Origin of the sequence: Bifidobacterium sp. UTCIF-39, assembly GCF_006408715.1 — a bacterium.
Taxonomy (GTDB): domain Bacteria; phylum Actinomycetota; class Actinomycetes; order Actinomycetales; family Bifidobacteriaceae; genus Galliscardovia; species Galliscardovia tissieri.
In genome coordinates, this window is sequence record NZ_JEOG01000002.1 from 182673 (window position 1) to 195623 (window position 12951).

Below are 12951 nucleotides of genomic sequence, written 5' to 3' on the forward strand. Positions count from 1 at the left end.
TCAGTGGTTGAGCATGTTCTTCAGGTTGGCGGTCTGGGTCTTGGCCAGCACCTTGTCGGCCTTCAGAGCGCGGCGCATACGGGCCGACTTGTGCTCAAGGTTGTGACGCATGGAGCTACCAGCGTGCATCAGCTTGCCCGTACCGGTGACGCGGACGCGCTTGGATGCAGCGGAGTTACTTTTCATCTTCGGCATTGCTGCCCTCCTTTTGAGTATGTTCCTTCACGGAAGTCTTGTTCAGTTCGGCATGGGCCTCAGCTGCGGCCTCGGCCTGGGCTTCCTTCTTCGCGGCCAGTCGAGCGGCCTGACGGGCCTGACGCTCGGCGCGGGCGGAGGCACCGCGTCGACGCTGCTCGGACTGGGTGTGCACCTTCTTGCCCTTGGGGGCCAGCACCATGATGATGTTGCGACCCTCCTGACGCGGCTGGGATTCGATCGTGCCCAGCTCCGACACCTCGTCGGCCAGACGACGTAGCAGCTCCACGCCGCCGATCGGGCGGGACTGCTCGCGGCCGCGCAGCATGATGGTGACCTTGACCTTGTCGCCGCCGGAAAGGAATCGCTCGACATGACCCTTCTTGACATCAAAGTCATGGTCGTCGATCTTCAGGCGGAAACGAATCTCCTTGATCTCCGCGGTGCTCTGGTTACGGCGAGCCTCACGAGCCTTGATCTTCTCGTTGTACTTGTACTTGCCGTAGTCAATGAGCTTGGCCACCGGAGGCTTCGCGTTCGGCGCCACCTCGACGAGGTCGAGGCTTGCCTCACGCGCAAGATTCAGCGCGACAGAGGTCGCGATGACGCCCACCTGCTCGCCCTTCGGGCCGATCAGGCGTACTTGCGGTACGCGAATCTCTTCGTTGATACGTGGTTCGGCGCTAATGATGACTCCATTCCCTACTGCCCGGCGAAATTCCATCTGCGTCCGAAACATACAGCGTCCACACGTCCAACCGATCGTCATCCGCGAAAGCGCCATGAAGACGACCATACGTGCGTGGAATCCTTGTCATGCCAACGGCATGCGATTCCGCAGGAATCATGAATCATGAAACGATGACTCATCATTGCTCTGTCAGACCATGATCATGAATCGTGGTGATCATTGATCCGGAAGGCTGTAGGCCTTGGACCCGAAGCCGTAAAAGGCTTCCAGGTGGGATTTCTCCACTTTCTTGATTTCTCAAGCCTTGAAGATAATACCACAGTTTTTCCGTTACGCAACCGGCGTGGCGCGTGTCGTCGATCAGCGTACCTCGTCGATCAGCCCCTGGATGCCCCGCTCCCTGAGAATCGTGCGGTACGGCCCCGCCTCCTCGGCGATGAGCTGGTCGATGGCGCGCATGCCGAGCAGTTCCACTGGCGCCTTGTCGTCGGTGAGGATAAGCGGACTGCCGGCTTCGGGCTCCTCCACCTTCACAAAACGGTGAGCCACATCGGACATGTAGTCGCGAAGCTCGGAGTCATGCGTGCGGATGTAGGTGACGGCCCGCAGCGGGATCGCCTTGGAATCCTTGGCCAGATCGCTCACGCCCTTGAACGATTTGTCCTCGCCCTGGGTCTTGGCGAACAGTTCGCGGTTGGTGGTCTTCGGCACATCGGCCGTGATCACGTTGCCGCCGCCGAACACGGATGCGATGGTGGCCTGCAGGGATTCGTTGATCGACCCCTCGCCGTCGGAGATCATGTTCATGTTCACCACCATCACGCCGCCGGGGTTCAGATGTTTCTTCACCATACGGAAGAATTCGACGCTGCTCATCTGGAACGGAATCGTGATGTCCTGATACGCGTCGACCATGATCACGTCGTAGGTCTCGTCGCTGGCGGCCAGCCACGCACGACCGTCGTAGGTGCTGACTGGAATGTCGCTCGGCTCGTCGAAGTACTCCCCCGCCAGACGCGTGATCTTCCCATCGATCTCCACTCCCTGCACCTTCATGTCGGGATAGTACCGACGCAGCTGCCGCGCATAGGTGCCGGTGCCCATGCCGAGGATCAGCGCGGAGCCAGCATGATCGGCGAGCGCCGGCGCGGCCAGCGCCGTGTCGTAGTACATGCCGGTGAGCCCGTCGGATTTCATGGTGACGGACTGTACGCCGAACAGCACGTTGGTGGACAGAATGGTGCGGTCGGACAGGTTCTTGACCTGCAGATAGTTGTAGATGGATTCGCCTTCATAGGCGAGATTGTTCTCCCAGAATGCGAATCCGCTCATGGGAGAGAACACCGCCGAGCCGATGAACAGCACGGTGCAGACGGCTCCGGTCACCGGTTTGATGCGCGAGAAGATGAAGTATGCCAACGCGATGGCGAGCAGCAGTCCGGAGAAGATCAGGAAGGTGACGAACGTGCCCACCGCGGGAATGGTGACGAATGTGGGCAGGAACGTGCCGAGGATGGAACCGATCGTATTGCATGCGGACAGCCGTCCGACGATGGTGGCGTTGTCGTCGAGCGAATCGGTGGTGAATTTGACCAGTCCAGGCGTGACGGTGCCGAGCAGGAACAGCGGTGGCACGAAGATGACCATGCAGCTGATGAACGCCGCGATCACGAGGAAGTTGGTGGAGACGGTGACGATCAGCAGGCCGGAGATGAGCAAGATCAGGTACTTGCCCACGAACGGGATCAGTGCGATCCACGCGGCGGCGACGGCGATGCGACGGTACAGCAGATCGGGGTCGGGGTTCCTGTCGGCCCACCGGCCGCCGACTACGGCACCCAGGGCGAGCGCGATCATGATGGTGCCGATGATGATGGTCCAGACGATCTGGGAGCTGGAGAAGTAGGGGGCGAGCAGTCGGGATGCGCCGAGTTCGGCGGCCATGACGGCCATGCCGGAGAAGAATTCGGTGACGTAGAGGAAGACCTTTGATTGCAGAATCGGTCGGTTTCCATTGTCCTTCATTCTCATATCGTCCGCCTTTGCCGTGCCAGTCGAATGCCGTCCCACCTATTATGCGACCATGATGCGGTTTTGTGGCGAAGATTCCGCGAATCGCCCATGCGAAACGAATATACGCAGCGTCGATACGGTTCGTGCCTAGAATCGTAGTGGATTCCAGCAATGGGCCGTTCCATCAACGATGAAGGAGGATATGATGCTCGATCATCTGACGATCAAGGTGAAGGACTTCGATACGGAGGCCGCGTTCTACGAGGCCGCCCTCGCCCCGCTTGGATACACGAAGGGTGCGGAGTTCCCGGGTGCCGTGCAGTTCGCGTCCGCGGATGGCAGCAGCGTCTGGGTGAGCCGGACGGATGGCGATGTGACGCCTGCTCATGTGGCGTTCGTCGGTGACGAGGACGCGATCAAGGCGTTCCATACGGCTGGTCTTGCGGCCGGCGGCACCGATAACGGCGAACCCGGCACCCGCCCGAACTACGGTCCGACGTATTATGCGGCGTTCGTGCACGATCCGGAGGGTAACAACATCGAGGCGTGCAAGCACTGATGTCGGATCCGGCGTGATCATTCGTCATCATGACCACGGGTCACGCCCGCCACACATCGAGTTGGTGCCCGGTCTCCACGGACGGAGGCCGGGCACCAATGTCATATGCGTTATATGCGTTATATGCGTTATGCACGCACCGGCAGTCGGTCAGATTCGGGTGGCCGACCTGATTCGGATTCGGGCGATCGGTCCTAGAGCACATGGAAGTGCTGCAACGCCTTGAGGATGCCGTCGTCATCCACATCCGCGGTGATATAGTCGGCCGAGGCCTTCGCCAATTCACCGCCGTTGCCCATGGCCACGCCGATTCCGGCGTAGGCGAGCATGTCCACGTCATTGCCGCCGTCGCCGAACGCCATGCATTCCTCGCGCTCAAACCCGTACAGTTCCATGAACGCCTTGATGCCGGCCGGCTTGCCGCCGTCCGCCGGAATGAAATCGCAGAACGCGGGATGCCACCGCACCGAACGGCATCCGGGCAGCAGATCGACGATACGCCGTTCCTCGTCCTCCTTGACGAAGGCGCTGAACTGGTAGGTGGGATGGCTGAACACGCGGTTGACATCGTCGATCACCAGCGAGGGTGCCGTGGCGCCAAGACCTGCGTACTGGTTGCGGATGATCTCGTTGATCTGGTTGAAGTACACGTAATCCTCTTCAGCGAAGTTCGCGCCGACTTCCGGATGGTCGGCGAGATAGTCGAGGAAGATGCGCAGATCGGTCTTGTCGATGTCATGCGTCTTGAGGAATCCATTGTCGTCGAAGCAGTACTGGCCGGTCATGGTCATATAGCCGTCGAAATCGATGCCGAGCCGGGCGGTGACGATCTTCATCTGCGAGGGGGCACGTCCTGTGGCGATGAACACCTTGATGCCCTTGCCCTTGAGCTCCTCGATGGCGTCCTTGGTGGATTGGGGCACCTCGTGGGTCTTGAAACTGGTGAGCGTGCCGTCGATGTCGAAGAACACGGCCTTGATCTGATGGTCCATACTCGTCTCCCTTTGCACGTAGCGCGTCACGTTCCCCCTCAGATTATCAACGCCCTTCGATGCCCAGACACGTAATCCGGCCGGTCCCCTGCTACGCTGAGTCGCGGAAGGAGACGATCATGCACGACGCCATGCACACCGTGGCCGGAGACGATTCCACAGACACCACGATGGAATCCGCTCCGTCGGAGGGGGAACGCCCATGGACGAGTCTGCCTGCATCGGTGAAGCGCGTATGGCTGCTGCGGTCGGCGATCAGGGACTGTTCCGGCGCTCTCGGTTGTGGCATCGTCGCGCTGATCAGTCATCTTGCCGGGTGGTGGACGTTCTGGCATGGTCCTGTGCTGATGGTCGCCGTCGTGATGCTGATGGCTGATCTTGCCACGCAGCCGTTACGGATCCGGTACGCCTACGCATTCAACCGATACTCGATCGGCCCCCATGATGTGATGCTGCACAAGGGATGGCTGTTGCGCACCACCACGACGATCCCCTACAACCGCATACAGCATGTGACGACCAAACAGGGGCCGTTGCTGCGAAGCTTCTCACTCACTGCGGTGGAACTCCATACCGCCGTGGACGAACATGAGATCGCGGCGCTCGACGATGACTGCGCCACCTCGATCGTGAATCAGATCAGCATGCGGGTGCTGACGTCGAAGGACGACGTATGACAGCACCGCATCCGTCGACAACGCCAGTCCGCATGCACACTGCATCGGCCGACTGGCACCGTATGCATCCGCTGTCGCTGGTGATCGACATCGCCGAACGGGCCCGGTCCATCATCGGCACGATGGTGTCGCTGCTGGTGATGACCTCATGGCTGCGAATGCCGCGGCACGCCATCCGTCTGGCCGCGTCGGCCACTCTGCTGGGCATGGCCGTAATCAGGATCGTGGCATGGTCGAGAAAACGGTATCGTCTTAACGACGATGGCATCACGATGGAGGCGGGCATCCTCAACACCGTACGCACCACCATCGCCTACGATCGCATCCACACGATCAACATCACCACGCCGTTCGTTCTTCGACCATTCGGACTGGTCAGCATCGCCGTCGAATCGGGTGGCATATCCAATGGATCGTCCATCACGCTCACGGCGGTACCGCAATCGGTGGGAACGCAACTGGAGCGGCTGCGCAGACGGGCCACGGACATCGAACCCGCCTATGAGGATCGGAGCAATACCAAACATGACGAACACACGGCCGTTCGTCGAACCGTTGTCCACGAAGACGCCGGCAGACTGGCGTTTCGCGCATCGGTACGCGATACGGTGCTGTTCGCGCTCACTGATCTGGAATTCCTCGCAGCGTTACTCGTACTGTACGGATTCGCGCAGAATCTGGAGGATCTGCTTCCCAGGAAGATGTTCTACTCGGCACAGGAGTCGATCATCCGCTTCTCCTCCAGCAGCACGCTGAGCATGATCATCACGATAGCCACGGGGCTGCTGATGATACTGGCCATCAGCATCGTCAAATCGCTGATGCTGTATTACCGATTCGAGGTGTGGCGTCGCGGTGATGATCTGATCATCGTTCGCGGATTCTTCACCCGACGCTCGTTCACCATTCCGGTCGGTCATGTGCAGACCGTGACGATTCATCAATCGGTGTTGCGCAGGGCGTTGCATCTCAGTTCGGTTCAAGTCGGTCTCACCACATCCGGTGCCGATGACGACGAACTGGCCGCGATGTCGGCTGGCGGCATTCTGCCGGTCGTTGCGGACGACCGCTTGTATGCGACACTGGCGGTCATACTGCCCGAGTGGAATCTTCACGTTCCTCCGGCGACGCGCACGGCACACGGACTGGGACGGTATCTGCTGACGATGCCCATAACGCTGACCGTCATCGGCACGCTGGGCACGGCGACCGCATCGTCGTCACCGGGGCCCGCGGACTCGGCTTCGTCACCATGTTCACGACACGGACCCGGATCCAGAATGTACGACGCCGCATCTATCCATGGCGGCTCGCCGCCGGCGTGGAATCCATGACCATGCCCGTGTTCGTCACGAACGGTTATTCGGAACTGCGGTTCACCGCAATCCGTACCGTCGACGCCCAATACCTGCATGACTGGGCCATGCACGTCAGGCATGTGTCAAACAACGGGAAGGCGAAGGCCCGGTGTGAAGCGGCACGTATCGACACACTCCACGATTAAACGCATAAGCGCATTGAAATACGACAAGGGCGGACCGGCGACTTCCGTCTGCCGTTCCGCCCTGCAACACAGTATGAATTACTCAGAGTACTCAGAAAAACCGAATACTCAGCACACCAAGCTCAGGCCTTTTCAGTCCTTGACGATGGTCTTGCCGGCGTTCGGTCCGGAGGCGAGGTCCTCGATCTCGGTGATCTCGAGCACCGGAATGGCGGCGGGCTTCTTGGTGCCCTTCTCCTCGGCCACCTTCACCTGCTCCTCGTAGATGGCGTCGTCGGTGTGCAGCACCACGTTGCCACGGAAACGGTAGCCCTTCTTCTCCGCGAGGTTGGCGAAGGCGATGACCAGCTTGCCGTTGGCCTGCAGGTTCTTGTATGCCTGACCGGCGGTGCGCTCGTGGTAGGCGATGTGGTTGTCGTCCAGTACGAAGAGCGACATCTTCGGACCGAGGTCCAGGGTGCCGTCCTCGTTCTGGGTGGCGATCCAGCCCAGATTGTTCTCGATGAAGGTCTTCATCTCAGCGGTGAGCGTTGCCATAATGCAATCCTTTCACGTTCGATACAGCCAAGATCTAGCCTACTCCGCAATATGGCGGCACGCGTGATTTCCGGGCTGTGAGAAACATCACTCGGGACTCTTCAGCGCGGAGACCATGTCGATGCGGTCGAGCATGCGATTGGTCACCTGCGCAACCACCAGCGCGAAGCCAAGCGCCAGCACAGCGGAATACACGTAGCTGATCCAATGCGCATGCACGGCGAAGTACATGCTCGGCATACGCAGCGCCACAGTAAATCCCTCGGCCACCAGACGCCCGAACGGCAGGCCGAACACCACGCCGATAAGGGTGAGGATGATCATCTCCTTGTTCACATAATGCCGCACTTCCCGCTTGCGGAATCCCAGCACCTTGATGGTGGCAAGTTCCCGCTGCCGTTCGGAGATATTCGTAGTGCCGAGCGTGAACAGCACCACGAAGGCGAGCGCGCCGGCGAGTACGAGCAGTACGTAGACCACGGTGTTGATGAGCGTGAAGTTCTTGGCGAAGTCCCGTACGAGTTCGGCGGTGCCGGTGACGGATAGGTAGCGGCTATCGTGCCGCAGATCAGTGGTGAATCCGATCTGCGCGTCCGCATCGCCGTTGAGGTGGGCGAGCATGCCGTTGGCCTTGTAGTCGCCGAACAGCTTCTCGTACAGTGGCTGTGTCATGTACACGGTGTTGCCCAGATAGTTTTCGACCACCGAGTCGACGGTCACGTCCACGCCGTTGAGGGAGGAATCCTTGAGATGGGCCTTGCCGCCTTCCGTCAGGTCGAGCATCTGCTGCGCGTTCTTGGTGATGGCCACGCCAGTGTCGGTGAGCGTCACCGGCGCTCCCCCGCCGACTGCGGCGCTGTAGTCGCTCTGCGCTTCACGGAGGTTGATGTATCCGCTGATATCGCCGGCCCTGGGCACGACCAGGATCTGTACGCTTTCCTCGCGGTTGCCGTTGATGGCGTTCACCGTGCCGGAGTCGATGCGTACGGATTGCACGTCCTTGACCCGGTTGTTCGTGCTCAGTTCGTTGAGTGCGGCATCATGGTCGCCGTCATTCGTCACGGCCATGAGATCGTATTCGTAGACGCCGCCGTATTGGCTGGGCGAAAGCTCCACCACGGAGTCCTTGATGGCGAATCCGCACATGAGCAGCATGGTGCAGCCCATGATGCCGGCGATGGTCATGAATGCGCGGGACTTGTATCGGAACAGGTTGCGTGCGGTCACCTTGTTGAGGAACGACATGCGTTTCCAGATGAATCCGATGCGTTCGAGCAGGATGCGTTTGCCGGCGCGAGGGGCCTTGGGCCGCATGAGCGCGGCCGGGCTGAGTCTGAGTTCACTGCGACATGCCAGAATCGCGCTGCCGACGATGGCGACGACGAACAGGGCGATGCCCGCCACGCCGTACAGCCAGTCGAAGTGCAGGGTGAATGCGGGCAGCAGGTACATGGTCTCGAAGATTGAGAAGATGATCTTGGGCATGGCGATGAAGCCGAGAAGATCGCCAAGCAGCCCGCCGGCGAGGCATGCGAGCAACGCGTAGATCACGTATTTGCGGAGGATCTCGCCGCGACGATAGCCAAGCGCCTTGTATGTGCCGATCAGTCCGCGCTCCTCCTCCACCATGCGGGTGATGGCGGTGAGACTGATGAGCACGGCCACGAGCAGGAACATGACGGGGAATACGGTGCCGATGGCATTGATGGATTTGGTGTCGCTGTCGATGCTGGAATAGCCGCCGAGCGCCATGCGGTCGCGCACGTACCAGCGGGCTGGTTCGATCTTGTCCACCTCGGCGCGCGCGTCGGCGATCTTCTGCTGGGCTTCCGCCTTGTTCTGATCGAGTTCGCTCTGCTGGGAGTCGAGCTTGCTCTGCGCGTCGGCGATCTGCTGCCTGGCGTCCTTGATCTGCGCCCGTCCTTCGGCGATTCGGTGCGCGGCGGCTTCGGCCTGGGCCTGCGCGGCCTGCATTTGCGCCTGGGCCTGTGCGGCACTGGTTTCGTCGGCGGGTTCGGATTCAGCTTCGGATTCTGCGGTCGGGCTGGCGCTTCTACCGGCGCTCTGCTGTGATCGGGCTGCCTGAAGCTGCTTTTCCTGCGCGTCCAGCTGGGCTTCCTGCGTATCGATCTGACGCTGGCGGTCGGCAAGTTCGTTGCGCGCGTCATCGATCTGCGCCTGGGCCTTGCCGAGTTCGTCGTTGGCCTTCCGCTCCTCGTCGTCCACGGTGGCGGTGGCCTTGCCCTTGATCGACGTGGTACGGGTCTGTTCTCGGTCGGACTGAATGTCGACGATCGCGTTCTTCACCGTGTCCACGCGAGTGGTGTAGGCGTCGGAATAGGCACGCTCCGCACTCGCTCCGGATACGCTGACGTAGGCAGCCGTGTATACGTCTCTGGCGTCGGCATTCACCGCCGCGTCGGTCATGAAGAACGTGTAGTCGGGCACGGACGACGTGTCACGGAACGCGGTGGCCCCTTCACTGTTGTTGGTGTTGGTCGGGTCGATCACCGTGCCGACGATCGTGTAGTCGTGTCGGGAGAAGATCTCGTTCGTACCGGAACCGTCATCGAATCCGACGGAGTCCCCGGCCGTGTTCGTGTCGTTTGCCGCATTGGTGAAACTGACCGTATCGCCGATTTTCGCGCCGCTGTTGTTGAGGTATGCGCTGGTGGTCACCGTCTCATGATCATTGTCGGGCAGTCGCCCATCGAGCACGTACGGGGTGTTGAAGCCGGTGACGATCTGGCTCAGCGTCGCCGTGGCCGTGTCGCCGTTCACGCTGACGTTGGCCTCTTCCGAACGTCCCCCGCGCACGTTCTCCGCGCCCTTGACCTTGGCCAGTGCGGTGATGTCATCATCGGTGAGTCCCAGCGTGGAGACCACGGACACGTCATAGAGATGCTGCCCGTCGAAGAACGAGTCGGCGGACCGCAGCAGATCCAGGCAAGCCGCATGCAGTCCGGTGGCCATGGTGACGCCTAGCGCGGTGATGATGAGAATCGAGATGAACCGTTTGCCGTTGTGCGCGATCGTACGGCGGATGTCCTTGGCGAACGCGGTGTTGACGACCGGACGTCTGCGTGACGCCGCCGAATGCGCCGGCTTGCGGCGAGGCGCGGGTTTCCGCGAGGTTCTCGCTGGTATGGTCATCGGGCTCACCTCACCATTCGATGTCGGCGATGGGCGTGGGATCGGGATTGACCATCATGTCGGTGACGGTGCCCGAGCGGAAGCGGATCAATCGATCGGCCATGGGGGCGAGCGCGGAATTGTGGGTGATGAGCACGACGGTGATGCCATCGTTGCGACAGGTGTCCTGCAGCAGCTGGAGAATCTGCTTGCCGGTGGCGTAGTCGAGCGCGCCTGTCGGCTCGTCGCAGAGCAGCAGTTTGGGGTTCTTGGCCAATGCCCTGGCGATCGAGACACGCTGCTGCTCGCCTCCGGACAGCTGCGAGGGGAAGTTCGCCATGCGGTGTTCCAATCCCACCTTGGCGAGTGTCGTCGTGGCGTCCAACGCGCGCTCACAGATTTGCGAGGCCAGCTCCACGTTTTCCAGCGCGGTGAGATTGGGAACGAGATTGTAGAACTGGAACACGAATCCGACGTCGAACCGTCGGTAGTCGACGAGCTCGTTCTCGGTGCATGCGGTGATGTCACGACCGTCCACGCGAACCGTACCGGATGTGGCGCGGTCCATGCCTCCGAGAATGTTGAGCGCGGTGGTCTTGCCCGCTCCGGACGCGCCAAGCACCACGGCCAGCTCGCCCTTCTCCACCTGGAATGACGCCTTGTCGAGCGCCAGAATCGCCGTGTCCTCGGAACCGTATTGCTTGGTCACGTCATTGAATTCGATATACGGCATCGTGCCACCTCCACAGACCCGCCATTGAACATCGTGTTGTGTTATACAATCACTGTATCGGCAACGCGGACGGCCATCGCTCAACACAGCGGGTATGCCATGTCGAGCGATGGTCAGGCAAACGGTTGGGATTGAATCGATCAACGTCGATGTGCGATTCGCGACACGCTCCCGGATTATCGGCGGTCCAGGTCCTTGTCCTATGACGGTATGAACGATCCCACGGTGATCATCACGGAAAGGCGGCACCATGAAGAAGCAGCCACAGGTGACCGAACGAACCAAGGCCATGCTTTGCAAGGCATTCTGGTCGATGTATCGCACCCGGCCGATCGAGAAGATCACGGTCCGTGAGATCACGGAGAAGGCCGGATACAATCGTGGCACGTTCTATCTGTACTATCGCGACGTACGTGACATGTTCTCGCAGATCGAGGACAGCCTGCTCGACATGATCGACGAACTGGTGGCCGACATGCTCGTGGACGACGACCGTATCGATATCGAATCGAACATGGGCGTGATCCTCAAGGCGGCCAAATCGCATTCCCGGTACATGTCGGTACTGCTCGGAGACAAGGGCGACCCCACATTCGTCACCCGGATGAAAGCGATCATCTGGCCGCTGGTGGACCGGTACCTTGGCATCACGCAGTCGCCGGACATGAGCGATGACGAGCGCGAACTGCTCAAGGAGTTCTACCTGTCCGGTCTTATGGCCGCCGTCACCTCATGGTTGAAAATGGCCGACCGCATGCCCATCGACCGGTTCATCACGTTCATTCTCAACACGGTGTTCCCCGCGGTGAACGATCAGCGACAACGCAACCGGATCTGAGTCCACCTGATCTGATTCGACGGCTCGCGACCGTCCGTCATCATCGGGAGCATGACCGTGCGATGAAAACGACAACGACATCGTCGCACAGAACCATAACCACAAGAACACAGCCACACAAGAACACAGAGTTTGGAGCATTCATGACCAGGCACACGATTCAGGATTGCGTGATCTTCGGTGCGGGCGACTATTATGACGACACGCCGATCATCCCCCAAAACGCCTACGTCGTCGCAGCCGACGGAGGACTCGATCATACGCGCGCGTTCGGCATCGACACCGACGCCATCATCGGCGACTTCGACTCGGTCTCGGATGACTTCTCCGCCTACGTCGGGCTGAAAAATATCACACGACTACCCAGTGAGAAGGACGAAACCGACATGCTCTCCGCTGTGAAGATCGGGTGGGCGCAAGGAGCCCGACGATTCCACATCTACGGCGGTCTCGGCGGCCGCCTTGATCACACGTTGGCGAATATGCAGATGCTGGCGCGCATCGCCTGCCATGGCGGCATCGGTTTTCTGCATGGGGACGGCTTCGTGGCCACGTCGATTGCCGACGCCACGTTGGACTTTGCGGCATGGGATGCGCCGAACCGCAGCATGGTCTCCGTCTTCGCTCATTCCGACCGGGCTCACGGGGTGACTATTCGCGGCCTGAAATACGAGGTGGATGACGTGGATCTCCGCAATACGCGGGCGCTTGGCGTCAGCAACGAGTTTCTCATGGACGTCGCCTCGACGATCAGCGTGCGGGACGGCATCCTCGACATCACCTTCTCCGCCGGAGCCCCCTCCCCCACATGGCGTACGACTCGCGGGCCCGAAGGCCCCGACGCACTCGGCGAGCTCGATCTGGAGATCTCATCCCTACTTGCACGCCGGTGAGCAACGATAACTCTCGGCGCCCCGACTCTCACATACCCGCGCACCTCGCATACGCACGCACTTCACAACGCAAATCTCACATAATGGCCATAATCCCGCATACCGTACGCACCCCTTACTTAGGGTGATCACACTAAAAACCACGGATGTTGGAATTGCAACGATTTGCGGACATTGTCCGGTAGTG

At 60.4% G+C, this 12951-nt stretch carries 12 protein-coding genes; 5 read left to right on the forward strand and 7 right to left on the reverse strand.

The annotated features are described in order from the left end of the window. The 3 genes from rpmI to EP30_RS01755 form a co-directional block, all read right to left on the reverse strand. Window positions 1-195 carry a 50S ribosomal protein L35 gene (gene rpmI / locus EP30_RS01745; protein ID WP_093961319.1) on the reverse strand — a complete coding sequence of 65 codons (195 nt, stop codon included), beginning with the start codon at window positions 193-195 and terminating at the stop codon, window positions 1-3. Continuing rightward, on the reverse strand, window positions 176-934 hold the full coding sequence (gene infC / locus EP30_RS01750; RefSeq protein ID WP_245819437.1) for a translation initiation factor IF-3: 759 nt from the start codon (window positions 932-934) through the stop codon (window positions 176-178). The genes rpmI and infC overlap by 20 nt, the downstream gene beginning before the upstream one ends. Window positions 935-1246: 312 nt before the next feature. Next, entirely contained in the window at window positions 1247-2911 is a 1665-nt protein-coding gene (locus EP30_RS01755; protein WP_258185307.1) for a spermidine synthase, read from the reverse strand. A gap of 193 nt (window positions 2912-3104) precedes the next feature. On the opposite strand from EP30_RS01755, the gene EP30_RS01760 reads away from it, so the two are divergent. Further along, window positions 3105-3458: a VOC family protein gene (locus tag EP30_RS01760; protein ID WP_140555715.1), complete on the forward strand. Its 354-nt coding sequence runs from the start codon at window positions 3105-3107 to the stop codon at window positions 3456-3458. Between the two features lie 194 nt (window positions 3459-3652). On the opposite strand, the gene EP30_RS01765 is transcribed toward EP30_RS01760, so the two are convergent. After that, entirely contained in the window at window positions 3653-4450 is a 798-nt protein-coding gene (locus tag EP30_RS01765; RefSeq protein WP_140555584.1) for a Cof-type HAD-IIB family hydrolase, read from the reverse strand. A 119-nt stretch (window positions 4451-4569) separates the two neighbouring features. Here EP30_RS01765 and EP30_RS01770 point away from each other — a divergent pair, with 119 nt between their 5' ends. Then, entirely contained in the window at window positions 4570-5127 is a 558-nt protein-coding gene (locus EP30_RS01770; RefSeq protein ID WP_181160742.1) for a PH domain-containing protein, read from the forward strand. Beyond that, entirely contained in the window at window positions 5124-6461 is a 1338-nt protein-coding gene (locus EP30_RS01775) for a PH domain-containing protein (protein WP_140555589.1), read from the forward strand. Before EP30_RS01770 ends, EP30_RS01775 begins: the two co-directional genes overlap by 4 nt. Window positions 6462-6763: 302 nt before the next feature. On the opposite strand, the gene EP30_RS01780 is transcribed toward EP30_RS01775, so the two are convergent. The 3 genes from EP30_RS01780 to EP30_RS01790 all read right to left on the reverse strand — a co-directional run bounded on the left by EP30_RS01780 (window position 6764) and on the right by EP30_RS01790 (window position 11033). After that, window positions 6764-7168, reverse strand: coding sequence for a pyridoxamine 5'-phosphate oxidase family protein (locus EP30_RS01780; RefSeq protein WP_094665534.1), 405 nt, complete (start codon window positions 7166-7168; stop codon window positions 6764-6766). 87 nt (window positions 7169-7255) lie between these two features. Continuing rightward, window positions 7256-10321: an ABC transporter permease gene (locus EP30_RS01785; RefSeq protein ID WP_140555591.1), complete on the reverse strand. Its 3066-nt coding sequence runs from the start codon at window positions 10319-10321 to the stop codon at window positions 7256-7258. Between the two features lie 10 nt (window positions 10322-10331). After that, window positions 10332-11033, reverse strand: coding sequence for an ABC transporter ATP-binding protein (locus EP30_RS01790; protein ID WP_140555593.1), 702 nt, complete (start codon window positions 11031-11033; stop codon window positions 10332-10334). 250 nt (window positions 11034-11283) lie between these two features. Here EP30_RS01790 and EP30_RS01795 point away from each other — a divergent pair, with 250 nt between their 5' ends. Then, window positions 11284-11871, forward strand: coding sequence for a TetR/AcrR family transcriptional regulator (locus tag EP30_RS01795; protein ID WP_140555595.1), 588 nt, complete (start codon window positions 11284-11286; stop codon window positions 11869-11871). Window positions 11872-12014: 143 nt separating this feature from the next. Continuing rightward, the gene (locus EP30_RS01800) at window positions 12015-12764 is read left to right on the forward strand and encodes a thiamine diphosphokinase (RefSeq protein ID WP_140555597.1); all 750 of its coding nucleotides are present in this window, start codon (window positions 12015-12017) and stop codon (window positions 12762-12764) included. The last annotated feature ends 187 nt before the right edge of the window (window positions 12765-12951 follow it).